Annotated in this window: 10 protein-coding genes; 1 reads left to right on the top strand and 9 read right to left on the bottom strand. The window is 73.7% G+C overall.

The genetic code is table 11. The annotated features are described in order from the left end of the window. Nucleotides 1–90: 90 nt before the first annotated feature. The 9 genes from ACZ58X_RS35320 to eccD form a co-directional block, all read right to left on the bottom strand. The gene (locus ACZ58X_RS35320; RefSeq protein ID WP_470337664.1) at nucleotides 91–14,052 is read right to left on the bottom strand and encodes a WXG100-like domain-containing protein; all 13,962 of its coding nucleotides are present in this window, start codon (nucleotides 14,050–14,052) and stop codon (nucleotides 91–93) included. Between the two features lie 122 nt (nucleotides 14,053–14,174). Then, nucleotides 14,175–14,474 carry a hypothetical protein gene (locus ACZ58X_RS35325; RefSeq protein ID WP_470337665.1) on the bottom strand — a complete coding sequence of 100 codons (300 nt, stop codon included), beginning with the start codon at nucleotides 14,472–14,474 and terminating at the stop codon, nucleotides 14,175–14,177. Then, complete coding sequence (locus ACZ58X_RS35330; RefSeq protein WP_470337666.1) at nucleotides 14,467–14,937, bottom strand: YbaB/EbfC family nucleoid-associated protein; 471 nt, start codon at nucleotides 14,935–14,937, stop codon at nucleotides 14,467–14,469. Before ACZ58X_RS35330 ends, ACZ58X_RS35325 begins: the two co-directional genes overlap by 8 nt. Nucleotides 14,938–15,002: 65 nt before the next feature. Continuing rightward, nucleotides 15,003–17,315 carry a hypothetical protein gene (locus ACZ58X_RS35335; RefSeq protein WP_470337667.1) on the bottom strand — a complete coding sequence of 771 codons (2,313 nt, stop codon included), beginning with the start codon at nucleotides 17,313–17,315 and terminating at the stop codon, nucleotides 15,003–15,005. Nucleotides 17,316–17,376: 61 nt separating this feature from the next. Continuing rightward, nucleotides 17,377–17,805, bottom strand: coding sequence for a hypothetical protein (locus tag ACZ58X_RS35340; RefSeq protein ID WP_470337668.1), 429 nt, complete (start codon nucleotides 17,803–17,805; stop codon nucleotides 17,377–17,379). Next, nucleotides 17,805–18,092, bottom strand: a complete 288-nt coding sequence (locus tag ACZ58X_RS35345) for a hypothetical protein (RefSeq protein ID WP_470337669.1) — start codon at nucleotides 18,090–18,092, stop codon at nucleotides 17,805–17,807. Before ACZ58X_RS35345 ends, ACZ58X_RS35340 begins: the two co-directional genes overlap by 1 nt. 85 nt (nucleotides 18,093–18,177) lie before the next feature. After that, entirely contained in the window at nucleotides 18,178–18,507 is a 330-nt protein-coding gene (locus tag ACZ58X_RS35350) for a hypothetical protein (RefSeq protein ID WP_470337670.1), read from the bottom strand. A 75-nt stretch (nucleotides 18,508–18,582) separates the two neighbouring features. Continuing rightward, nucleotides 18,583–20,043, bottom strand: a complete 1,461-nt coding sequence (gene eccB / locus ACZ58X_RS35355) for a type VII secretion protein EccB (RefSeq protein ID WP_470337671.1) — start codon at nucleotides 20,041–20,043, stop codon at nucleotides 18,583–18,585. A 93-nt stretch (nucleotides 20,044–20,136) separates the two neighbouring features. Then, on the bottom strand, nucleotides 20,137–21,528 hold the full coding sequence (gene eccD, locus ACZ58X_RS35360; RefSeq protein WP_470337672.1) for a type VII secretion integral membrane protein EccD: 1,392 nt from the start codon (nucleotides 21,526–21,528) through the stop codon (nucleotides 20,137–20,139). A 380-nt stretch (nucleotides 21,529–21,908) separates the two neighbouring features. On the opposite strand from eccD, the gene eccCa reads away from it, so the two are divergent. Further along, nucleotides 21,909–25,924: type VII secretion protein EccCa (gene eccCa / locus ACZ58X_RS35365; RefSeq protein ID WP_470337683.1), on the top strand; the 4,016-nt coding region annotated here is incomplete at its 3' end.

A 25,924-nucleotide genomic window follows, 5' to 3' on the forward strand; every position in this document is an offset into this window, starting at 1 on the left:
CCCGGTCTCCGCGGCCCCCCACCGGGGCACCCTCACCCGGTCAACGGCCCCCGGCGCGCACCGCGTTCACCCGGTGGGGCAGCCGCGGGGTCAGGCCGTGCCGGTGAGGTCGGGCCGCGGGTCCTTCTTGAACCAGAGCAGGAGGGCTTCCTGCAACTCGGTGGGGATCTTCTTCATCCACGCCAGGTGGCCCGCCTGCATCTTCTTGTGCAGCTCGGTGACGAAGTCCTCGGGCTTGCCCCGGTAGGCCACGGCGAACGCCGTGACCGCCTTGGCCGACATCGGCTTGATCCCCTGGTTGACCGCGTTGACGGCATTGGCCTCGGCCGCCAGCGCCGCTTGCGCCGCCTCGTGCGCCGCCCGTGCCGCTTGCGCCGCCGCCCGGTCCGTGAGCCTCTGGTTCCAGGCGGACTCGCCGTTCTTCGAGGGGAAGTACTTGAAGACCATCCTCTTGTTCCTCGGAACGTGTGCGCTGGTCGAGTCGAGCCCGGTCATCGTCTCCCAGCCGTAGTTGACGGTGAGTTGCGGCCCGTCCTTCTTCCACCCGGTCGGTCGGGACGACGTCGACATCTGCGACCTCACAGCGGTCGGAACCGCGTACCCCACGTAGGCGCTGACCCCCGGGAACGCTTCCTGGAAGTCCTTGACCAGGGACTTGCAGCTGTCGCACGTGCCCCGGGTGGAGAGCACGGTGAGCACGCCCTCGGGCTGGCGGGGCAGCTCGCCGCCCTGGTGCGGGGACGCCGGCTTCTCCGGCGGCTTGCCGTGCGACACCCCCCGGGCGTAGGGCACCTGGGTGAAGCCCCAGCTCTTCATCCTCTCGTAGGCCTCGTGCAGCCCCCTCACCTCGGCGTCACCGTGCTGGGTCCACACGTCGTTCACCTGCGCCCACCGCCGAGCGGCCTGGCGCGAGCGGCTTTCCGCCGGGACGTCGTGGTCCCCGCTGGGGACGGCCTCGGGCGTGCGCCAGCTCTTGTCGCCCTTGAGCTCCAGGCCCACGACGGAATAGGTCACCTTCTCGTCGATCGTGGCGAAGAGCGGGCGCAGGAGGGAGTCGTTCAGCAGCAGCCGCGCCGCCTCCGCGGAGTCGGGCTCCGGGTCGACGGCCCGCTCCTTGCCCTTGTCCTGCGCCTCCTGCGCCTTCTCCTGCGGCTTCGCCACCACGTCGGAGTCGGGCTGCGGGTCGACGGCCCGCTCCTTGCCCTTGTCCTGCGCCTCCTCCTGCGGCCTCGCCACGTCCTGCCCGTCGGGCGCCGAAGGCCTGCCCGACAGCACGCTCTCGACCCCCTCGGAGGAGTTGGTGTCGGGGGCCCTGACCTCGGGGCGAGCGGGATCGGTCGTCTTCCTACTCTTCTTCCCGAAGGCCAGCGCGCCCTCCATCCCGCGGTTCGGATCGAGGGTGCCCGGCTCGGCGACCTCGTAGCCCTCGGGGCGGTCCCGGTCCCGCTCCGGGTGGAGGGCGGCGGGCAGGTGGGCCCCGCGTTCCGCGATCACCGGCGGCCGCTCGTGCGCCGTGGGCCGGTGGACCTCCCGGAAGTGTCCGCCGGCGACGACGGCAGGCCGGCCGTCGGCCGTGAAGCCGACCTCGGAGGCGACCACCAGGTGGCCGGGGCCGTCCGTGCCGTCCATGCGCGGGGCGAAGTACACGGGGCCCGTGGCGACCAGCGCGCTGCTGCCCAGGTCGGCGAGGCCGAGTTGGCGCATCACCTCGGTGACGTACTCGACGCCGGTCTCGTTCCCGAGGTTGCAGGAGACGAACTGCAGCCGGTCGGTGCCGTTCCAGACACCGCCCCGGTGCAGCCCGGCCAGGATTCCGACGACCTGGTCCTCGCTCAGTTCCTCGCCGTCGATCACCGGCTTGCCGGTGTCGGGGTCGGTGTGCACCGCCAGGGCGAACACGCCCGGCTGCTCGGGGAACCGCGCCAGGGCGTGCCTCTCCTGTTCCGACGGCTCGCGGTTGCCGAGCCACCAGCCGTTGCCGGGGCCGCCGAACGTGTGGAGGGGCGCGCCGACTTCGCCCGCCTCCGGTATCGGGTCGGTCATGTACCAGTCCATCGGAAGGTTGAGCGTGTCGAAGGGAGCGGTCCGTGTCAGGGAGCCCTCCTCCAGCAGCGCCCTCACCTCGTGGATGTTCTCGGCCGTGTACCGGAACACCGTCGGTGCGTCGCCGTAGGCGATGTCGACACTGTTGTGCAGCTCGACCGTGAGGGCCCCGTCCTGCGCCAGTCGCACGTGCAACGTCACGCTCTGGCCGGTCAGCTTCGGGTGGGCCGGGGTGATCTCGACCGTCATCTCCCGTCCGTCCTCGGACCGCCGCTCGGTGATGCGGTGCTCGGGCCGCAGGTCCTCGGGGAAGGCCGTGCGCAGGGCGTCCTCGCCGTAGGACCAGGCGAACAGCTCGAACGCGCGCTCCATCGACATGTCGTTCGTCCAGCCCCCGATCGTCTCGACGACGTCGTCGAACGTCATGGGATCGGCGTTCGCCCGGATGACGTGGTACGGGCCGTCCTCCTCCTGTCCGGTCACCGTCAGCCGGGTCGGGCCGAGCGTCACCTCGTGCTGGGTCGTGTTGATCTCGCCCGGGTCGCCCGGGCGCATGCGGCCGCGCGGGTAGGACAGCGCCAGCATCGGATGCGACAGCGGGACCTCGATCTCGAACAGCGCGTAGCGGTCGGGGTCGGACATCCACTCCTGGACGAACTGCCGGTCGTAGGAGGTGGACGACGGCACGACCTCGGTGAAGCTCTGCTGCCCGCGCGTCTGCTCGCTCATCCGCACCGCGCGGTACAGGAGCACGGTCCCTTCGGCGTGCGGGTGCCCCTCCGGGGGCCGGAGGCCCTGCGCGTGGTCGAAGAAGCTCTGCAGGTTGTCCATCAGCTTGGCGTAGGTCACCGTGCCGTCCCGGTGGATGAGCCGGCCGTCCGAGTCGCGCAGGTTCGTGAAGGCCCCTGCGACGATCCGGCCCATGAACGTGCGCAGCTCGCTGCCGGGCTGGGCGGCGGTGAGGTGGCGCTGCGACAGTGCCGTCCCGGCGTTGGTCTGTTCCTCGGTCGGCAGGGCGAAGCGCACCGCCTGTTCGTTGCGGTGTGCCGGGTCCACCGACTCCACCAGCCGGTAGCCCTCGGGGTGGTCGTGGAAGGAGCCGTCCGGTGCCCGGTGGGCCCGGCGTTCCTCGACCTGGACCCGAACCTGACCGGAGTCGCCGTCCCGGACCGCCTGGAACTCCAGCCAGTGGTCACCGCCCACCATGACCGGGTGGCCGCTCTCGGTGAAGCCGATGTCGGAGGCGACCACCAGGTGCCCCGGGCCGTCCCCGTGCGGGGCGAGGTACACCGGGCCGGTCGCGGCCAGCGCACGGGGGCCCAGTCCCAACTCCTCCAGCCGGAGCATCACTTCGTCGACGAACTCGCGGCCCGGGCCGCGGCCCAGGTTGCAGGCGACGAACTGCACCGTGTCGGTGCCGTTCCAGATCCCGGCCCGGTGGAGTCGGGCCAGGACGCCCGCCGTCCGGTAGGCCGACAGCGTGCCGTCCGGCCCGTTCGGCCAGACCGGCAGCCCGGAGGCCTCGTCGGTGTGGACGGGCACGACGAAGACCCCGGGCTGCTGCGGGAAGTGCCCCAGCGCGTCGCGCTCGGCCTGCGGCATGTCGGCCGCGCCGATCCGCCAGCCGTTGGCGGCACCGCCGAAGGACGACAGCGGCTGCCCGATGTCCTGGGGCATGGGCGCGGTGTAGTCGAACCAGTCCCAGGGCAGGTCCAGCATCTCGAAGCTGGGGTTCTCGGTCAGCGTCCGGGAGCGCAGGCCGCCGCTGACGTCGCCGATGTTGTCGGCGTTGAAGAGCATCGGCTCGCGCGGCTCGGTGTCGTCGCTGGTGCTCCAGCGGATCGACACGGACCCGTCGTCGCCGTGATGGATCGTCACTTCGGCGAACTGTGCGGCGAGTTGCTCGTGGGAGTGCTCGATCCGGACGGTCTTCGTGCGACCGTCCGGCGACCAGGTCTCGGTGATGTGGTGGAAGTCCGTGAGATCACGCGGGTAGGCGGCGCGCAGTGACTCCGGGGTGTAGAAGTCGGTGAAGCCCCGGAAGGCGTCCGGGATCGACATGCCGCTGGACCAGTTGGCGACCTCGGTGCGGATGTCGTCCACCGTCATCGGGGCGGCGTCGACCTTGAGGACGTGGAAGCCGCTCGCGTCGTCGCGGCCGGTCACCGTGAGCCGGCTGGGGCCGAGCGTGACCTCCGACTGCGCCTCGTTCACCGGATCCGGGTCACCCTCCGCCCGGACGTGGCCGGGCGGGAACGACAGCGCGAGCATCGGGTGCTCCAACGGCACCTTGATCTCGAACAACGCGTAGTTGTCCGCCCCGCCGCCGTTGGACATCCACTCCTGGACGAACTCCCGGCTGAACGACGTGGAGGCGGGCAGCAGTTCGGTGAAGGACTCCCGCCCACGCGACTGGGCGTCCAGCTTCACCGCCCGGAACAGGCTCAAGGACCGCCCCGACTGCTCCCCCACCGGGCGCAGCGCCTGCGCGTGGTCGAGGAACCTCTGCACGTCGACCAGCAGCGACTCGTAGCGCTCCCCCTCCCGCACCTTGAGCATGCCCTCGTCGTCACGCCGGCTCGTGAACGCACCGGCCTTGATCCGCCCCATGAACTCGTGCAGGGCCTGGTTCCGGTTCGCGGCGTCGAGGTGTTGACGGGCCAGATCCACCGCGACCGGGTCGGCGGCGGGCAGCGGCGGCGCGGCGGCGGGCTGATGGAGGTCGTCGCCGTCGAGGTCCGACAGGTGGTGGCCGGCGTCCTCCTCCACGGGTGCCGCTTCGGGTTCGTGCCAGTCGTACTCGGGGCTGTACCACTCGGCGGGGAGGTCGAGGGACTCGAAGCTGGGGTTCTCGGCCAGCGTCCGGGAGCGCAGGCCGCCGCTGACGTCGCCGATGTTGTCGGCGTTGAAGAGCATCGGCTCGCGCGGCTCGGTGTCGTCGCTGGTGCTCCAGCGGATCGACACGGACCCGTCGTCGCGGTGATGGATCGTCACCTCGGCGAACTGTCCGGCGAGTTGTTCGTGGGAGTGCTCGATCCGGACGGTCTTCGTGAGGCCGTCCGGCGACCAGGTCTCGGTGATGCGGTGCTGGGGATTGAAGTCGAAGGAGTAGGCGGCGCGCAGTGACTCCGGGGTGTAGAAGTCGGTGAAGCCCCGGAAGGCGTCCGGGATCGACATGCCGCTGGACCAGTTGGCGACCTCGGTGCGGATGTCGTCCACGGTCATCGGGGCGGCGTCGACCTTGATGACGTGGAAGCCGCTCGCGTCGTCGCGGCCGGTCACCGTCAGGCGGCTGGGGCCGAGCGTGACCTCCGACTGCGCCTCGTTCACCGGATCCGGGTCACCCTCCGCCCTGGCATGGCCGGGCGGGAAGGACAGCGCGAGCATCGGGTGCTCCAACGGCACCTTGATCTCGAACAACGCGTAGTTGTCCGCCCCGCCGCCGTTGGACATCCACTCCTGGACGAACTCCCGGCTGAACGACGTGGAGGCGGGCAGCAGTTCGGTGAAGGACTCCCGCCCACGCGACTGGGCGTCCAGCTTCACCGCCCGGAACAGGCTCAAGGACCGCCCCGACCGCTCCCCCGCCGGGCGCAGCGCCTGCGCGTGGTCGAGGAACCTCTGCACGTCGACCAGCAGCGACTCGTAGCGCTCCCCCTCCCGCACCTTGAGCATGCCCTCGTCGTCACGCCGGCTCGTGAACGCACCGGCCTTGATCCGCCCCATGAACTCGCGCAGCGCCTGGTTCCGGTTCGCGGCGGAGAGATGACGCTGCGCCACGTCCACGGCGACCGGGTCGGCCGGGGCCAGCGGCGCGGCGGCGGAGTCCCGGAGGCCGCCGTCGCCGTCGCCGTCACCGGTGGTGTCGGTGGTGTCGGTGTCGTGGGGGGTCGCCTGGTTCCGGTCGTCGGGGGTGAGGCCGGTGACCTCCGGGTCGTCGACGGACCAGGGGCCCACCAGGTGCTCGTCCGGGAAGACCCCGCCCGGTGCCACCTCCTCGCGCAGTTCCCGCTCGGTCAGCGGGGAGAGGAAGCGGTAGCGGTGGTGGGTGTCGCGGTAGGTGAGGTCCGTCCCGGTGAGGTCGGGGTCCGCGCGTTCCTCGGGGGTGAGGCTCTCGGAGAACAGGCGGGAGCCGGCCATGATCTCGTGGAAGGTGTGGTCGCCCGACTCCAGCATCCAGCCGAGCAGCCCCAGCCTCAGCAGCCCGAAGTCGACCGGCCCGCCGCCCGCCCGGGTGAGTTCGTTGCGCCCCGCCGGTGTCCTGACGAGCTCCTTGACGGCCTGGAGTATCCCGAAGGCCGTGCCGGAGGTGCCGGTGGCGACCAGTCCCCCGGTGTCGTGGGCGTTCTGCTGGAACGTGGAACCGAGCTGGTAGTGGAAGGACTTGGCGCCGGGCTGCCAGCCCAGCCGGCCGTCCTTGTCCACGGCGCTGTACCACTCGCCGCGGCCCAGCGGCGGGTTGACGTCGAGGGGGTTGCGGTCGGTTTCGAGGATGGTCTTGGCCCGGCGCTCCGCGGCCTTGCGCGCGGCCTCGACCTCCCGCTCGCGCTCGTAGGCCGCGAGTTGCCGGTTCTGGAAGTCGAGGTAGTCGTCCCGGATCCGGTCGATGACGGGCCCGTACGGCTCGTCGGTGCGGAACGGCCCGAAGGGCGCCGGCTGTCCCGCCCGCTCGGCGGGCGGCGTCAGCAGTTCCCCGTAGACCTTCTTGATCTCCGTGATCAACGGGTTGACGACCTCGGCGCCGATGTCGTGGCGGTCCTTCCGTTCCCACGTCAGCTCCTCCGGTCGCGGCAGCTCCCGCTGCCGGGCGAGCCTGGCGATGTGGTGGGAGGTGTAGCCGTTGTAGAGCAGGGCCATGCGCTCGCGGAGGTTGCCGCGGTCGACGACCTCCTGCAGCATGTGCCGCTCGGTGCCGACCATGCCGGTGGTGCCGGCGCTCCTGGAGCCGAACTTGGCCCTGTCCTTGTCGCTGGTGGTCATCGTCCAGGCGAGGTCCACGACCTTCTTGACCTCGCGCTGGACGTCCTCGCGCTGGAGCAGGTGGGTGGCGAGGCGCCGCTCGTAGGCCTCGGCCTCCTGGAGGTAGCGGATGCGCCTGAGGTCCTCGGGCGCGGCGGGCGGGGCGGATTCCAGGGCCTTGCTCGTCGGGACCGGATCCGGGGTGCGGGCGGGGCCGGGCACGTCCTGGCCGCGCGGGTGCCGGGCCGCCTTGTCCTGGTGGGCCTTGATCAGGTAGCCGTCGTACTCCGGGACGAAGTCCTCGGTCCGGTAGTGGTTCCAGAGCGAGTCGCCCTCCTTCACCTTCACGCCGCCGAGCCGCAGACCGCTCGACTTGTCCGAGGGGCGCGGCCCGGCCTGGAGCGGGCCGTCGAAGAAGCGGGGGTGGAACTTGAACTGGGTCCCGTCGGTGAGGAAGTCGTACTTCGCCAGCGTCTTGGCGACCTCCTTCTCCGTCCAGTTCTGGGTGATGTTCTCCACCTTCAGGCCCGTCGCCTTGCGGGAGAGGACGAACTCCATGACCACCGGAAGGTTGGAGAGGCTGTCGCTGTAGGCGGCGGCGTGCCCGAAGTCGTGGCCGGTGTAGAGGCCGGGCCCCAGCTGGGACCAGCCCTCCTTGTTCTTGACCGCGCCGATCTTCCCCTGGAGCAGGTATCCGCGCAGCGTCACGGCGTCCGTCACCCGGAAGACCGGCTGCCCGGGCTCCAGGCTGACGACGGTCATGTCCGGCTTGACGCGCCCGGTCAGTTCCTGCGCCACCTCGCGGTCGACGGTGCCGCCGGTGCGCACCACCGGCTGCCGCTCGTCGCGGCGCAGCTCCGAGTAGTGCGCGGCCAGGCCCTGTCCGGGGTCGCGGTAGACGTGGACCTCGCGGCCCTGGGCGCCCTCGTTGAACGCGGTGCGGCCGTTGCCCTCGTGGATCACGAGGTGGAGGTTGAGGGCGTGGGCGATGATGGCCGGCGCCTGGTCGTAGAAGGACGTGTTCCACAGGGAGCGGTTGCGCAGCCCCATGTCGTACAGGTCGCTCATCCGCAGGTTCCCGAGGTCGCCGGCGGACAGCGTCGTCGGCTGCTCGTCCCCGGGGTTGCGGTACACCTGCCAGGTCCGGTCGCGTTCGTGCTGCTCCAGCCGGTCCTGGGGGCGCTGGCCGGTGGAGTCGGCGTTGTGGCGCAGTTGGGCGCCGGCGTCGCTGCGGAACCACTGCGACGCCAGTTCGCGCAGTGCGTGGACGGTGAGGTCGGGGTGTTCCCAGCCCTGGAGCGCGCGGGCGCCGGCGAGAACGGCGTGCAGCAGGCAGTCGCCGTCGCCCGGCACGTCGACGACGTGGTACAGCCGGCCGTCGTCGAGGACGTTCACCCGTGCCTCGTGCACCGGGGCCGGCGTGCTCGGCGGGGTCGTGTCGGGGCTGCGGGAGGCGTGGTTCGTGGCGGCGGAAGGGAGCGGAGGGCCGACGGCGGTGCTCTGCTGCCGGTGCTCCGGCCCCGGGGTCTGGGCCGTGCTCTCCTGGTGGGTGAGGTACTGGCCGTGGGTCAGGTCGCGCAGGACCGGGCCCGAGCGCAGGACGTCCTCGATGCGCTGGAGGTGGCGGGGCAGGACGGTGAAGTCGTCGCGGTGGGCGGAGGTGCCCATGACGCCGTTCTCGCCGGCCCAGCGGTCGCGGCGGCGCAGCGCGAAGGCGTCACCGGGTGCGGCGGCCGGTTCGACGTATTCGTCGGGCAGGCCGAGGAAGTGCAGCAGTTCGTGCAGGAGCACGCCGGGGGCGCTGTCCTCGTGCCAGTGGAGCTGGTCGCTGCGTCCGGTGCCGGGCAGGACGGTGACGCTCTGGTGCGCGCCGGCGGCGTTCGGGGCGCTCTCCAGGCGCAGGTGGACCTGGTCGCCGCCGGGCAGGCGGTGGCGTTCGTTGAACCGGTCGGCGACGACGGCGCGGGCGCGCTCGATCACGCGGGTGGCGGCGGCCTGGGAGAGGGGGCGGCCGGCCGGTCCCTCGAGGTGCAGGTTCAGGGTGAACTCGGTGACCCAGTGGCCGGGTCGGGCTTCGAAGCGCCGCACGTCGTAGGTGATCGTGGTGTCGGCGCCGTGCAGGTCGCCGAGGCTGCGTTCGGCTCGGGGCAGGCCGCCGGGGCGGCGCTCGCGGTTCTCGTACTGCTCGCGCACCCGGGGGCCGGCGATGGCGCCCGGGTTGTCCTGGCCGCGCACGCGGGGGTCGAAGCGGACGGTGTCCATGCGGGCGGACGGGGCGAGGGCGCGGATGTCGGCCCAGGCGGCGGCGGGCAGCAGCGGGCGCGGTTGCGCGGACGGTAGGTCCGTGGGCGCCACGGCGGGCGGCTGGGCGGGGGGTGCGGCGGCGGGCGTCCTGGGGGCGGTGTCCGGGGCCGTGTCCGGGTCGGTGTCGGTGGGGCGGGTGAGCGGGCCCGACGGGGTGTCGGGGGCGGGCTTCTCCCCGGGGGCGGGGGTCGGCTCGGGCACGGGCTCGTGGGCGGGCTCGTTCTCGGGCTGGTTCGAGGGCTCGTGGGCGGGCGCGTTCCCGGGGTCGGGGCGGCGGCCGAAGACGTTCTCGTGGGTGGCCTCGTGGCCGCGCCAGTGCTCGCCGTCGAGGTCCTCGGGCGCCCAGTGGTCCCGGTAGGCGTCGAAGAAGTCGTCGCCGTACTCGGTCTTGAGCCTGCGGATCTGCTCTTCCGGGACGCGGCGCTGCTCGGCGAGGCGGTCGTAGCCGGCGCCGGCGCGTTCGCGGGCGGGCAGGACGGCGCGTTCGAAGGCGACGTGCTCCGCCAGGCCCTCGGTCAGCCGCTCGCGCTCGCCGCGCCAGCGCGCCAGCTGTTCGGGCAGGTCGGCGCGGTGGTCCGCGCCCGGGTCGCGCAGCAGGGAGCGGAAGGTCTCCTCGAAGGCGGCGCGCACGCGCTCGGTGTAGCCCTCGCGCACCCGGCGGGCGGCGTCGGTGGCGGGCGGTTCGGCGCGGTCGGCGCTGGTGCCGCGCACCGGGCCCAGGGCCAGCTCGACGGAGGCGGCCGCGTCGCGCTCGTGGCCGGTGGCGCTCCCGGGGCCGCCCAGGTCGTGCGGCACGTGGGTACGGGCGCTGTCCTCGGCGGCGCGCAGCGCCTCCTCCCGGGCGCCGTGCAGGGCCAGCAGGCGGTTGGCCGCCGTCCGGGAGGTGAGCGCGTCCAGCTCCGTCCTGAGGTGGGCCGGGTCGCGGTCGGCGGCGGTGTGCTCGGTGACCAGGTGGTCGGTGCGGCGGGCGAGGTCGGCGCGGGCGGCGGCCACCGCGCGCGGGGACGGGCCGTCGGCCAGGCCGAGCTCGCGCAGCGCCTCGGGGCCGAACTGGTCGGCGGCGGTGTCCTTCCACGCCGCGGCCGCGTCGTCCACCGCGTCGACGCAGCGCTTGAGCACGGCCTCGCGCACCGCCTGGACGGTGAAGTCGTGGGAGAGCCCGGCCCGGTGGCGTTCCAGGGCCCGCTGGAAGTCCGCTTCCAGTCGGGCCCGGCCCTGGCGGGTCGGGTCGACGGGGGCGAGGTCCTCGCCGCCCTCCTCCTCGATCCGCGGGGAGGGGCCCTCGTCGCCGTCGTGCCGCTCCGCCAGGCGCTCGCGCAGGGTCTCGGCCAGCTGGTCGCGGGCCTGCGGCGACAGCCGGAGGTCCCCGGTCGGGCCGGCCGCCTCCAGCAGGGCGCGGTCGCCGTCGGAGAGCTCGCCGGCCGACCAGCGCTCGTGGGCGTCCTCGACCACCCGGTCGACCTGCTCGAGTGCCCGGGCCCGGGCCTGACGCACGTCCAGGTCCCGGCCGGCCTCGCGCAGGCGGCGCTCCAGGGCCCGGGCGGCCAGGGCGTTGCGCTCGGGGGTGAGGTCGGTGCGGGCGGTGAACAGCTGGGCGACGTCCTGCTCGGCGTCGGCCCGGAACTTCTGCGAGGCCTCGCGGCGGATCTCGGCCAGGGTGTGGTCGCCGGAGCGCTCGGGGCCCAGGCCGCGCTCGGCCAGCAGGCGGTCGAAGCGGCCGAGGGCGAAGGTGAGCGCGAGTTCGCGGGCGCCGGCCAGCTCCAGGCGGTCCGCGGCGCCGTCCAGGATCTCCTCCCGCTCGTGCGGGCGCGCCTCGACGGCCTCCCGCATGGACTCCGCGGCCCGGTGCCACACCGGCGAATCGGGCGTCACCAGGGCGCGCAGTTCCCGGGGCAGGCGGCCGGCGCCTTCGGTCAGCCGGTCCTCGATCGCGCGGCGGTCCGCCTCCTGCCGCTCGGCGGCGGCCAGCCGGGCGTCGTGGTCCTCGGCGAGGGAGTGCTGCTTGTCCCGCCAGGCGGCGCGCCGTTCGTCACCGGCGGGCGCCTTGGCGTGCTCGGGGGCGTCGACCTGGTGGTAGAGGTGGCCGGAGGCGGTGGAGGAGGGCGGGGTGCCGGGGGTGTGGGGGTCGGGGGTGCGCGGGTCGGGGCCCGGGCCGTCGGGCTTCGGGTCGCGCGGCGGGGCGGCGGGCGGCGGGACCTGCGGGTCGGGGGCCGGGCCCTGCGACGTCCTCGGGTCGGGACGGTTCGGGTCGGGACGGTTCGGGTCGGGACGGTTCGGGTCGGGGCGGTTGGGGCCGGTGTGGTCGGGGGTGGCCGGGGCGGCGCCGTCGCCGGGGCCGCCGGCGCTGGTGCGGATCGGCGGTGGCGGCGGCGGTGAGGCGGCCGGGCTGCGGTGGGAGCCGCGCTCCTGCGGCGGGGTGTCGTTGCCGGGGCCGCCGACGCGCGGGGTCGTGGACTCGTGCGGGGGCGCTTCGCCGTGCTCGTCGACGACGGTGGTGCGGCGCGACGGGTCCGGCCTGGTCGGCGCCTGCGGTTGGGGCTGGGGCTGGGGCTGGGGCTGGGGCTTGACGGCGCCGTCCTGGCCGTTGGCGTCGGCGGAGGCCGTCGCGGTGCTGCCGCGCCCGCCGGCGTTGACCGGCTTGGCACCGTCGTCGGCGTTCCTGGTGCCGCCGCCGGTGGTCGTGGTGGTGGTCGTGCTGGTGGTCGTGGTGGTGTTCTCCGCGCCGCCGTCGGTCTTCCTGGGCACGGGCGGCGCAACGGCGCCGTCCCGGCCGCCCGGGCCGCCCGGGCCGCCCGGCGGGGCCGACGGCTTGGGCGGGCCGGCGGCCACGGTCCGCTCGTCGCCGCGGGATCGGGTCTCGACGGGCCTCGCCGGGGCCTTGGGGTCCCAGCCGCCGTCGACGGAGGAGTGGAAGCTGCTCCTGCCCTCGGGGTCGGCGAGGACGCCGTCGCCGTTGTCCTCCCGGTGGTGGCTGCCGGAGCCCAGCAGGGTGGAGCCGGACAGCGAGCCGGTGCCCTCGGTCCTGATCGAGGCGCCGCCGGACGTGAGCGGGGCGCCGTCGCCCCCGGACAGCCGCGTGCCGCCGATCTGGTCGATGTGGCCGGGCCGGGGCACCGGGAAGGGCGCCGCGTGGCCGCCCATGTTGCTGATCACCGACAGGAAGGTCATCGGGTGGGTCGGGCCGTAGAACCCGCCGTTCTCGTCGGTGATCCGCGAGCTCTCCAGGCCTCGGACGAAGTCCGCGTAGCGCAGGGTCAGCGGCGAGGCGAGGCCCATGATCATGTGCCGCATGCCGGCCATCATGAAGCCGCCGACGAAGCTCATCCCGCCGGCCGACCACTCGCCGTTGTAGATCGTGTTGTAGATGCCCTCGGTGAGGTACTGGTTGATGCCCGACTCGAACTGGCTTCCCAGCAGCGCCCCGAGGTGGAACATCTTGTTCATCTTGTTGACGCCGCCGGCGAGTTCGGGCATCTTCTCGGCCAGCAGCTTGAGTTCCGGCGTCAGGGCGACCATGCCGCCGTCCTTGGCAATGTTCTCCAGCGCCTCCTTGAGCGCGCTCTGGCTGCTCTCCTTGGCCACCGTCTTGAGTGAGTGCTGGACGAACTGCCTGCCGACCTGCTCGCCCATCTCCCGGGCGAGTCGGGCACCGGCTTCCTTGCCGACCTCCTTGCTGAACTGCGCGCCGAGCTCCTTCTCGAAGAGCTCGCCGAGCTGGCGCACGAACTTCTCGCCCATCGCGGCGCCCACCTTGCGCCCGCCCTTGAAGCCCTTGGCCAGGTACTGGGCGTTCTCCTTGAGGAGGTTGGTGATGCCCCTGGCGAACCGCTCGGCGGCCTCGTCGCCGAGCAGCTTGCCGAGGCCGGCGCCCGCCTCCTTGCCCGCGCCCTTGAGGGCGCCCGCCGCGGCGCCCTCCCCGAGGTCCTTGGCCGCTCCCTTGAGCGCGCCGCCCGCCGCGCCGCCGGCCAGGTCCTTGCCGACTCCGCCGGTCAGGCCCTTGATGACGTCCTTGAGCGCGCTCTCCACGAACAGCTTGCTCAGCCGCGGGCCGAGCAGCCTGCCCAGGCCCATGCCCAGCAGGCTCAGCGGGCCGCCGATGGCGCCGCTGATCGCGCCGAAGATCGCCGCCTGCTTGGTGAGGTCCTTGTCCCACTCGTGGCGGTCGCCGTGCTCGAACTGGATGCCCTGGATGATCGCGTCCAGCATCAGACCGCCGACGATGCCGCCGAAGGTGTGCATGATGATCAGCTGGAGGAGCTTCTTGAGGAGCCCCAGCAGGACCTGCTTCGTGAACAGGATCTTGAGGTTCAGCGCCGCCATCGAGGCGCCGCCGGTGAAGACGGACCAGGCGATGGCGATGGCGATCTCGACGACCAGCTGGACCAGCTGGCCGATCGCCATCCACTTGGTGTACTCGACGGTGTTGGCGACCTTGCCCGCCAGTTCGGCCAGCTGGGTGCAGAGTTCACCGGCCTTGCGCAGCGGGTCGTTGGCCTGGTCCGTGTTGACGAAGCGCCCCCACTCCTTGCGGAACGCCTGCGCGGCCTCGCCCTCCAGCCGCTTGTCGCAGCTCTGCACCGCGTCGAGGATGTACCCGCTCAGCGTCGGCAGGTCGTCGGCCAGCGCCTGGTAGTCGTCCCGGACGTCGCGCAGCAGTCCCTCGTCGGACTCCGGCCAGGGCATGCCGCTGATGATGTGGAAGAACTGCGCCAGGCCCGGGGAGACGTGGATCGAGGAGTGGGACACGGCGCGGGCCTCCGGGGGCGGGGCTGACGGTACGGGCGGTGCGGGGGCGTGCGGGCGGGCCCGCGGGCGCAGGGGCCTCTACGCGGGCGGGCTCTACGCGGGCGGGGCGGGCGCGGGCGGGCTCACGCCAGGCCCACGTTGTGCTCGTCGGTGGCGTCGAAGAGGTCGGCGGTGTCCTGGCCGTGCCGGGACATCGCCTTGAGCTTGTTGCGGATCTGGGTCGTCAGCCCGTAGAGGTCCGAGGTCGGCTTGTCGATCTTCTCGTGGTACTGCTTGCCGATGTCGTCGCCGCCGCCGGCCTTGACGTTCTTCTTGTTGATGTCCTCCATCTCCTTGTTGATCTTCTCGACCAGGGCGGCCACGTCGTCGAAGTTGGTGAACGCCTGCTTGAGGCCCTCGTCCTTGCGCAGGGTCCTAGCCATTGAACTCCTCCTGCTTGCGGGACTTGGCGCCGCGGTCGGCGCCGGGTCGCATCGCGGTGAGCGGGGCGAGCAGCGCGTCCAGGTCCAGGCCAGCGCCGGCCTGGAAGAAGTCCTCCTCGTCCCCGCGCTCGCCGGTGAAGTTCATCCGCAGTGCCTCGCCGACGCCCTCGAAGCCGCGCATCTCGGCGGTGAGCTGCTCGCCCATGCGGGCCTTGGCCTCGTTGAAGACGTCCTTGAGCACGGCGCTCAACTCGGCCGGGGCCATGGACTGGTAGGCGGTGGTGTGGAAGGTGAGCGCGAGCAGTTCGCCCTGGGGGCCGACCTTCGCGGTGACCATCCGGTCCTTGCTGGTCGCGGCGGCGGTCATCGCCTGCATCCGGCGGGTGGACTCGGCCAGCTTCTCCTGCTGTTCCGCCAACGAGGCGATGGCCTGGTTGAGTTGGTCCTCGAAGGAGTACGACATGTCTTTCCCGTTCCTTGTTCGTCGATGGGCCCGCGCGCCGCTCGGCGCCCGGTCCGCCGGCCGGTTCAGCGGCCGATCACGCCGCTGACCGCGCCGGTGTCGGTGCCCCACACCTCTTCGTCCTCCGCCAGCCAGGTGGTGCGCTGACGCTCCTTCTCCCCCTGGCCGCCGCCCAGGCCGCCGCCGCCCATCGGTCCCATCGGCATCCCGCCGCCGCTGGTCGACATCGAGCGGCCCCGCATCGCGGCCTCCTCGGCGGACATCGCGGAGGCCTTCTGCAGGGCCGCCTTCTCGGCGGCGGCGGCCTCGGCCGCGGCGGCGGCCGCCGCCTTGCCGCCCGGGGCCAGCCCGCCGCTGTTCTCGACGGCCCGCGCGCTCAGCCCGCCGCCGGAGCTGACCAGCTTGGGCAGCTGGCCGCCGCCGGGCATCAGGCCGCCCCCGCCGAGGCCGCCCGTTCCCCCGCCGCCCGGCAGGCCCGGGTAGGCCAGCGGCCCGCCGACCCCCGACTGCGGGCCGTGGTCGTCGAAGGAACCGCCCAGGTCCAGCTTCCAGTCGGAGCCGGTGGCCGGCAGCCGGGTGCCGCCGCCCGAACCGATCCCGCCGCCTGCGCCGCCTCCCCCACTGCCACCGCTGCCGCCGCCGCCCATGATCGCGTCGATGGCGTGCTGGCGGTCGGTGTAGCGCTGGGAGATGTCGGAGACCGGGCGGCCGGTGGAGTCCAGCAGGGTGCCGTCCGCGGCGATCGAGCCGCCCTTGGACAGCACCACCGGATTGCCGTCGCGGTCCAGGACCTCCTTGTCGTCGGGTCCGATGACCGTCCCGTCCTCGCGGACCCTGGAGCCCTTGGGCACCTTGGCGTTGGTCCCGTAGATGCCGCCGCCGGTGCCCGGCGGCACGTCCGAGCCCGGCGGGACGACGACGGGCTTGCCGTCCTTGCCGATCACCTTCTGGCCGTTGGCGTCGTAGACCTGGCCGTCCTTGCCGATGTAGCCGCCCGGGGGCAGCAGCACCGGCTTCTTGTCGGCGCCCAGGACCGGCTTGTGGTCCTTGTCGAGGATGGGCGTGCCGGCGCCGTCGCCGAGGCCGGAGCCGCCCCCGCCGGGGCCGATGACGGGCGGTGGCGGCGGGGGCAGGTGGGTCTTGGAGCCGCCGCCCTTGCCGTCGCCGCCCGCACCGCCACCCGCGCCGCCACCCGCGCCGCCGCCGAGGTCGAACTTGCCGCCGCCGCCCTTTCCGTCACCCCCGCCGCCGGCGCCGCCGCCCAGGTCGATGTTGCCGTCCTTGCCGTTGCCGTCCTTGCCGTTGCCGTCCTTGCCGTCCCCGGCCCCGGGGGGCGCGCCGGTGGGCAGGTCCAGGGTCGCGTTGCGGTAGCCGAAGCCGAAGTCGGCGTCCAGCCGGTTGAAGGCGTCCTGCAGGACGAGCATCGGGTCGCCGACCTTGCGCAGGATCACCGCGGCCGAGTTGGGGTCCTCCATCTGGAAGGCGTAGGACCGGTCGTCGAGGTACTTCTTGACGTTGGCCAGCCAGATGGCCTTCGCCTTGATCTCCAACTGGTCGTAGAAGCCCTGTTCCCGGGGGTCGCCGAGGGGGGTGCTGATCGAGCTGATGGCGTGGGCGGTGGAGTCGAGTTGCGGGACGACGCCCACCAGGGCCGACGACAGGGCCTCGTAGATGGCGTGCGAGGGCCACAGCTTCCCGCTGTCCCACCAGCGTTGGTGGACGGTGTGGAGCTGGCTGACGGTGGCGGGGAGCAGGTCGGCCACCGCCCTGAGGTCGGCCTCGTAGGGGCTGTTCTCCAGTTGGACGCGGACGGTCTCCAGTTCCAGCGCGTACTGCTTGAGCAGCACCTTGAACTCCCCGGCCGCGTCGCCCTGCCAGCTGCTGTCCGGTCCGTTGACCAGCTCGGCCCAGTGCTGCACCCGCGGGTGCCAGAGGTTCAGCCAGGCCCGTACCTGGGAGATGCCGTCCGCCGCGTACCGCAGGCTCTCGGGTTTGACCGTGTCGTTGCCGGGGCCGCCCGGCCCCAGCGGCGCGAAGATCCCCTCGTGCTGGTGGATGAACTGGGAGAGCGGCTTGTCCGCGTCGTTGCCCCAGTCCGTGTAGTTGACGCTCACCGTGATCCGGATGCTGTGCGCGAACGTGTCGTGCATGTAGTTCCACGCCCACCAGACGTCGGGGTTGCCCATCCCCGAGACCGCGCCCTTGTCCGTCGTGCCGTTGTAGAACTTGTTGGTGTCGAAGACCAGCTTGTCGATCGGGCGCAGCCAGGGCTTGTCCTTGGAGGGTCCCGCGACCTGGTCCCTGGTGACGATCTTGGAGCTGCGCTGGGCCTCGGAGGCGAAGAAGCCGAGGACGCTCTCCCAAGTCAGATCGGCCATGGGGGTTCGTTTCTCCAAAGGGGGGGGGTGTGGGGCGGTCGGGCCGGGGGCGGGGCGGTTGCTAGGAGGGGGTGCTGGGTTTGGGGGCGGTGGCGGCCGAGACCTTGGTGAGGATCGCCATCATGTCGGCGGCGGTCATGGCCTCCTCGTGGGCGGCCTCCATGAGGGTCAGCGCGAGCCGGATCCTGAGCTGGCCCTCGGTCATCTGGGTGCCCATGGTCTTGAGGTCGGTGGAGATTCCCGCGGCCAGGCTCTTGAAGTCGGTCTGGATCTTGGTCGCGATGGACAGCGCCGCCTCCGAGCCGTGCCCGAGCAGCAGGGTGGAGTAGTCGCCGCCGCCCTCGCCGGCGAAGGACAGCATCGCCCGGTAGCCGGGGTTGCCCGCCAGGTCCTTGAGGAAGGCGCCGAGTTCGGTGTCCGCGAAGTACTGGAGGTCGTCGTGCTTGACGCTGAGGGTGTGGTTGTAGTCGGGCCCGGTGGGCGTGGCCATCAGCCGATGCCCCCGGCGGCGCGCCGGTCGGCGTCGCGCAGCAGGCCGTGCATGGTGCGCAGGGCCTCGACGCCGGCGGCGATCTCGGTGTTCATGTCGGCGTTGTTGGCGGACAGCACCGCGTTGAAGGCGTCGGCGGCCTGGGCGAGGCTGCCGCTGAGGTGCTCCTGGTTGTTCTTGATGGCCGTCATGCAGTTGGTCATGGCCTCGGCCATGGCCCTACTGGCCTGCTCCATGTCGTCGGCGGCCTGGTCGATGTTGGCGTGGTTGAGCAGGATGTTCGCCATCGGGGGTCCTCGCTGTGGGTCGTGGTGACGGTGGTGGTGGGGGTGGTGGTGAGGGTGGGTGGAGGGGCGGGTCGGGCGGGTGGGGTCAGGGGTTGAGGCCCTTGAAGACGGTGTCGGAGTGCCCGCCCCAGCTGCCGCCGACGCCGGCGGCCTCGTCGTGGGCGTTGCTGACCTGGCGGTGTCCGGCGGCGAAGGCCTCCTGGAAGGTTCGGTAGGCGCTCTGCAGGCTCGCGTACTTGCCCTCCCAGGCGTTGAGGTTGTCCGTGTACTTCGAGCTGCACGCGGCCTGGAAGTGCTGCTGGACCTCGTTGTTGATGTCGTGGATGCGCGCGGCGGCCCGCATCATCGCCTCGATCTGCTCCTCCAGGGTGGCGTGGGTGCCCTGGACGGCGTGGTCGTTCACCCTCAGGTTCACGGTGGTTCCTTCCCTCGGCCCGGTCTCGGATTTCCGGGTTCACAACAGGTCAACGGGGGTGTGGAGAGCGTTGGTTCACCGGGCGCAGGCCGGGCCCGGCAGGGGGGCGGCGGGGGCGGCGGTGGGTGGGGGCGTGGGGGCGGTGAGGGCGGCGGGGTCGAGGCTGGGGCCGGTGGGCAGCAGGGCCAGCAGGGCTGCGGGCACGCCGGCGGGGGCGGTGTCGCCGTAGCCGAGCTGTTTGGCGACGGCCGGTGAGGCGAGCGGGTACTTGGCGCCGTTGTCGGTGACCAGGTAGAGGGTGGTGCCGGTGCCGGCGGTGGACAGGGCCCGTACCAGGGCGCCGCCGCCGGGGCGCACGGTGATGGTGTCGGCGGGGGTGCAGGCGGCCGTGAGACCGGGCTGGGCGGTGGGGGCGGGGCCCTGGACGGCGGTGTCGTCGACGAGGGTCAGCGTGGTGGTGGGGGTGGGGTCGCCGGGGCGCAGTTCGCCGCACAGGTCGCGGCCCTGGGGGGCGGTGAGGAGTTCGGGGACGGTGGCGGGCAGGGCGGCGGCCGGGCCGGGGGCGGCGGGTGCGGTGTGGGCGGCGAGGTCGGCGGCGCCGATGGCGGTGGGGGTGGCGGGGTTGCCCTGGTAGGCGCTCTGCTGGGTGCGGGGGTCGGCGAGGAGCAGGCGCAGGGCCAGTTCGGTGAGCGGGGTGAGTCCGGTGGGGGTGAGCAGGTAGGGGTCGCCGGCGGGGCCGGTGAAGAGCTGTCCGACGCGGGTGGGGTGGGTGGCGAGGTCCGGGCCGGGGGTGCCGCGCTGGTCGAGGTCGGGGGCGGCGAGGTCGGGGCCGGCGGGCAGGGCGTCGAGGAAGGCCTGGGTGACGGGTTGGGGGGTGACGGCGGCCTGGCCGAGGGCCTGGCGGGCGCCGTTGCGGGTGTCCAGGCGCAGTCGGCGCCCGTGCCACAGGAGGTACTGGGTGGCGTCGGGGGCGGCGGCCAGGAGGGCCTGGCGGTCGGTGAGGGCGGTGCCGTGGGTGGTGGGGTCGATGGCCAGGGCCAGGCGGGGGCGGCGGGTGCCGGAGGGGTCGGGCTGCCAGCTCGCGCAGGCGAGCCAGGGGGCGGTGGCCAGGCGTTCGGGTCGGGGCAGGCCGTCGGGGGCGCCGAGGATGCCCAGGGGGGTGCCGCGCGGGGTGTCGGCCAGGGAGTGGACGCTGACCTGGTCGACGGTGAGCTGGTCGCCGGCGAGCAGGCGGGCGGTGGCCTCGTTGAGCACGGGGTGGAGGGTGCCGTCGAGGTAGAGGTAGCGGGCGCCGCTCTCCTTGACCAGGACGAGGGTGCCGGGTTTCTTCCAGCCGGTGGCGCCGCCGGGGACGAGGACGCCGTAGACGGCGGCGATCAGGGCGGCGAGGGCGGCGACGAGCAGGCCGGTGGCGATGCCGCGGGAGGTGCGCCCGGTGGGGACGTCGGGGGCGTCGGGTTCGCCGCGGAGCATGCCGGTGGCGAGGCGGCCCATCACGAACAGGTGGGCCTGCACCTGGTCGCGCTTCGACTGCATGGTGGTGGTTCTCCTCGGGGGCGGGGCTCGGCGGGTAGGGCGGGGTTTGGCGGGGTTCGGCGGGGTTCGGCGGGTAGGGCGGGTGGTTCGGGGTCAGCCGGCGAGGGCGCGCAGTGCCTGGAAGGTGCCGGCGGTGGCGAGGGCGAGCGGGAGGACGGCGACGGCGGCGAGGGTGTGCAGGAGGTCGGCGGCGCGGCCCCAGTAGGGCAGCAGGCGCCGGCCGGGGAGGGTCCAGGAGGCGGCGGCGAGCAGGGCGGCGGTGGCCAGCAGCGCGGCGAGCAGGGCGGTGCGGGCGGCGGGGGTCAGGTCGGTGGCCAGGCGGGCGGTGAGCAGGGCGGGGCCCCAGAGGGCGGGGACGAGGACGGCCAGGCGCTGGGGGACGGAGCCGATGCCGCGGGCGTGCAGCGCGAGGAGCAGGGACAGCGTGCAGGTCAGGGCGGTGGGGGCCCAGCCGTCCTGGCGGGTGAGGGTGGTCAGGGCCAGGGTGAGGACGGGGGCGAGGGCGAGGTGGAAGGCCGTCAGGAAGCCGTCGGCGACGGTGCTGCGGGAGCGGACGGTGGCGGCGGGGACGGCTTCGATGCCTTCCTGGAGTTCCTCGGCGTTGCGGGGCAGGGCGGGCAGGCGCAGTCCGGACAGGCGGAAGCACAGGCCGGGCAGGAAGGCGGCGGTGGCGACGGGGGCGACGGCCAGGGCGGCGGCGGTGGCGGGTGTGGTGAGTCCGGCCAGCAGCAGGGCGCCGGCGGCGGTGACGTGCAGGGCGAACAGGACCAGGCCCAGGAAGAGCGGGGCGGCGCAGCCGACGGCGGCCATGGCCAGGACGGCGGCTCCGGCGCCGGCGCAGCCTCCGGCGAGCAGGCGGGCGCCGGTGGCGGAGGGTGCGGTGGCGGAGGCGAGGAGGGCGCCGGCCAGGGCGAGGTAGGGCACGGCGGTGGCGCCCAGGGCGGTGCCGGCGCCGGCGTCGCCGACGGCGCGGGAGGCGCTGAGGGCGCCCAGGAGCAGGAACAGGGCGGTGACGGCGGCGGCGCCGGCGCGCAGGTGGGGCGGGCCGGGCAGCAGGAGCAGGGCCAGGCCGCCGGTCAGGGCGGTGACGGCCAGGGTGAGGGCGGTGTGGTGGGTGAGGGCGGGGCGCCAGGTGTCGGGGCGTTCGCGCATGCCGGTGGCGAGGCCGTCGGGGAGGTCGTCGTAGTGGACTTCGGGCAGTGGGTCGCGGCGGGGGCGCAGGTGGAGGTCCTCGCCGTCGCGCAGGCCGAGGGCGTCGGCGCCCAGTTCCTCGTCCAGGGGGGCGTGGCCCAGGCGTTGGAGGATCCAGCCGTCGTGTTCGGTGCCCTGTTCGTCGAGGTCGTCGCCGGCGTGGTCGAGGACGGCGGGCAGCAGGTCGGCGAGGGGGACGTCGGCGGGGACGACGAGGTCGAACACCGCGTCGGGTGCGTGGAACCTCAGTCGGCACAGTCCGGTGGCCGTGGTTCCGGTGGTGCTCCCGTTCAAGGTTCTCCTCGTGCTCGCGTGCGGCGGTCGCCGTGCCGTGCGCAGGGCTGTCTCCCTTCCGGGGGACGGGCCGGGGCGGGTGCGGGGTTCAATCCGGGCCGGACGGGACGGACGCGCGGGCGGGCCGGGCGGGCACGCGGGCGGGCCGGGCGCGCGGGCGGGCCTGGCGGACGCGCGGGCGCGCGGGCGGGCGGGCCGGGCGGGCCCGCGCGTGAGGGGCCCCGGGTGCGGGGCTGAACCCGGCGGGGGGTGTTGTCCGTGGCCCCAGGAGGACGGCCTCCCGCGCGGCGGGCACTTCGCGGCCGTCCCCGCCGGTGCGAGGAGCGCTTTCGTTGAGTGTGGTAGTGGTCGAGCGTGCGCCGCGGCGCCCCGGGCCGGCGATGCCCGACGGCGAGATCCAGTTGCAGGAGCCGCCGGTCCTGCCGCAGTCGCAGAGCGGCATGTCGAGCATGATCACGATGGCGCCGATGGCGCTGAGCTCGCTGTCGATGGTGTTCGTGTTCCTGCGCCCGGGTGAGGGCGGCGGGATCATGACGTACGTCGCGATGGGCATGATGGGCCTGTCGGCGGTGGGCATGCTGGTGACGTCGCTGCTGCGCGGTTCCAGCGACCGCAAGCGGGAGCTTCGCGCCGAGCGGCGCGACTACCTGCGCTACCTGGCGCAGATGCGCCGTCAGGTGCGCGGGCACATCGCGCGCCAGCAGGAGGCGCTGGCCTGGCGGCACCCGGCGCCGGGCTCGCTGGCCTCGCTGGTGCGCACCTCGCGGCTGTGGGAGCGGCGCAGCTCGCACCCGGACTTCGGGGACGTGCGGGTCGGGGTGGGGCACCAGCGGCTGGCGGTGCGGCTGGCGCCGCTGGCGACCAAGCCGGTGGAGGACCTGGAGCCGTTGTGCGCGCACGCGCTGCGCCGGTTCATCCACGCCTACGGCACGGTCGCGGACCAGCCGATCGCGGTGTACGTGCGCGGGTACGCCCAGGTGCTGGTGCGCGCGGACGACCGGGAGGCGGCGCGGGCGCTGGCGCGGGCGATGCTGGCGCAGCTGGCGCTGTTCCACGCGCCGCAGGAGCTGCGGATCGCGGTGGTGTGCGAGGCGGGGCGGCGGGCGCGGTGGGAGTGGACGAAGTGGCTGCCGCACGCGCTGCACCCGCAGGACGTCGACGCGCTGGGGCCGGTGCGGCTGATGGCGGGGTCGGTGGCGGAGCTGGAGCAGGTGCTGGGGGCGGAGTTCGCGGGGCGCGGGCCGTGGGAGCCCGAGGCGCAGCCGGGCCGGGACGAGCCGTTCACGGTGGTGGTGCTGGACGGTGTGCCGGTGGGTGCGGGCAGTCGGGCGGCCGGGGCGGGGTGGCGCAACGCGGTGCTGCTGGACCTGGGTGCGGCGCTGGAGTGGAAGCCGTTGCGGCACCGGTTGCGGCTGCGGATCGAGGGGGGCCGGCTGGCGATGGTCGGCGCGGACCGCAACCACCGGGACGAGGAGAGCGATCTGGGGCGGGCGGACGCGTTGTCGCTGCCCGCGGCGCGGCGGCTGGCGTCGCTGATGGCGCCGTACCGGATCGGGGACAAGGCGGAGGGCGGGGAGCCGCTCGCCGGGGACTTCGACCTGGCGTCGCTGCTGGGCGTGCGTGACCTGCACGGGCACGACGTGGCGGCGGGCTGGGCGCGCGGCGTCGCCGACCGGCTGCGGGTGCCGCTGGGGATCGCCGCCGACGGCACGCCGGTGGAGCTGGACATCAAGGAGTCGGCGCAGGGCGGCATGGGGCCGCACGGGATGCTGATCGGGGCGACCGGGTCGGGCAAGTCGGAGCTGCTGCGCACGCTGGTGCTGGCGCTGGCGCTGACGCACTCCTCCGAGGTGCTGAACTTCGTGCTGGTGGACTTCAAGGGCGGGGCGACGTTCCTGGGTCTGGAGCGGCTGCCGCACACCTCGGCGGTGATCACCAACCTGGCCGACGAGGCGGCGCTGGTGGACCGGATGCGCGACGCCCTGCACGGGGAGCTGGTGCGCCGTCAGGAGCTGCTGCGGGCGGCGGGCAACTACAGTTCGCTGCTGGACTACGAGCGGGCGCGGGCCGGCGGGGCGGCCCTGGAGCCGCTGGCGACGCTGTTCGTGGTGGTCGACGAGTTCTCCGAACTGCTGGCCGCGCACCGGGACTTCATGGACCTGTTCATCATGATCGGGCGGCTGGGGCGCTCCCTGGGGGTGCACCTGCTGCTGGCCTCGCAGCGTCTGGACGAGGGGCGGATGCACGCCCTGGAGTCGCACCTGTCCTACCGGATCGGTCTGCGGACCTTCTCGGCGATGGAGAGCCGGGGCGTGCTGGGCGTCCCGGACGCCTACCACCTGCCCTCGCAGCCGGGCAACGGGTTCCTGCGCAGTGACATCGCCACGCTGACCCGGTTCAAGGCCGCGTACGTCTCCGGCCCCTACCGGGCGCCGCGTCCGGTGGCGGCGCGGCGCCGGGCCGCGGCGGGGCAGGTCGCGGTGTACGGCACGCGGTACGTGGCGCCGCGTCAGCCCGTCGTCGTGCCGGAGGAGGCGCAGGAGGAGGTGCGGGAGCAGGAGGCGGCGTCCGGCCTGAGCCTGCTGGAGATCGCGGCGCGGAAGCTGGTGGACGCCGGTCCGCCGGCCCACCCGGTGTGGCTGGCGCCGCTGGGGGTGCCGGCGACCCTGGACCAGCTGCTGGCGCCGCTGGCGCCGGTGGCCGGGTGCGGGCTGACCGCCGAGGACGACCCGGGCCGCGGCGCGCTGCGGGTGCCGGTGGGCGTGGTCGACAAGCCCTTCCAGCAGGTGCGCGACCTGCTGGTGGCGGACCTGTCGGGAGCGGGTGGCCACGTGGGGGTGGCGGGCGGGCCGCAGAGCGGCAAGTCCACCCTGCTGCGCACCCTGGTGGCGGCGCTGGCGCTCACCCACACCCCGCGCGAGGTGCAGTTCTACTGCCTGGACTTCGGCGGTGGCACGCTCTCCTCGCTGCGCGGCCTGCCGCACGTGGGCGCGGTGACCGGGCGCCACGACCCGGAGCGGGTGGTGCGCACGGTCGCGGAGGTCAACGCCATCCTGGCCCGGCGCGAGCAGAGCTTCGCCGAGTTGGGCATCGACTCGGTGGCCGCCTTCCGGCGCGCCCTGGCCCTGGGGGCACTGCCCGGGGAGAGCCACGGTGACGTGTTCCTGGTCGTCGACGGCTGGAACACGGTGCGTCAGGAGTTCCCCGATCTGGCGCCGGCCCTGACCCTGATCGCCCAGCGCGGCCTGAACTACGGCATCCACCTGGTCGTGGGCACCACCCGGTGGGGCGAGGTCAGCGGTGCGCTGCGCGACCTGCTGGGCACCCGGTTCGAGCTGCGGCTGGGCGACCCGGTCGACTCCGCGATCGGCATGCGCGTCGCGGCCACCGTGCCCAAGATCCCCGGGCGCGGGCTCACCGGTGAGGAACTGCACTTCCTCACCGCGCTGCCCCGCCTGGACGGCCACGGCGGCACCGAGGATTTGGGCGAGGGCGTCGCCGACCTGGTCGACGCCGTCGCCGAGCACTGGAGCGGCCCGCGCGCGCCCGAGGTACGGATGCTGCCGCTGCGCCTGCCGGCCGCCGCGCTGCCCGCCCCCCAGGGGCGGCTGCGGGTGCCGCTGGGTCTGCGGGACGTCTCGATGGACACCCTGTGGCACGACTTCGAGGAGTCGCCGCACCTGGTCGTCGTCGGTGACAGCGAGGCCGGCAAGACCAACCTGCTCACCCTGGTGGCCGCCGGTATCACCCGCGCCTACCGGCCCGACGAGGCGCGGATCATGCTGGTCGACTACCGGCGGGTCCTCCAGGGCGCGGTACCGCCGGAGTACCGGCTCGGCCACGCCGTCGCCGTGGACGTGCTGCGCCAGATCGTGGACGGCGCGGCCCGGGCGATGGCCAACCGGCTGCCCGGGGCGGACATCGCCCCCGAGCGGCTGCGGCTGCGGGACTGGTGGGAGGGCCCCGAACTGTTCATCCTGGTCGATGACTACGAACTGGTCTCCGGCTCCCCCGGCGGCATGCAGGCCCACCCGTTCGCGCCGCTGCTGGAGTACCTGGCGCAAGGCGCCGAACTGGGCCTGCACCTGATCGTGGCCCGCAGCGCCAACGGCGTCGGACGGGCCTCCTCCGACCAGCTGCTGCGCAAGCTCGAAGAGGTCAACACCCCGGCGCTGCTGCTGTCCTGCCCGCCCAGCGAGGGCTTCCTGTTCGGCAACACCAAGCCGCGGGCGCTGCCCCCGGGCCGGGCCCTGCACATCACCCGACGCCGGACCGTGCAGGTGCAGACCGCGCTCGTCGACGACGAGGGCGGCCCGCAGGGCGGCGACGGGAACGACGGGAACGACGGGAACGGCGGCGCGGACGGCATCGCCGGGAACGACGGGAACGGCGGCGG

The organism is Kitasatospora sp. NPDC040550, from assembly GCF_055594965.1.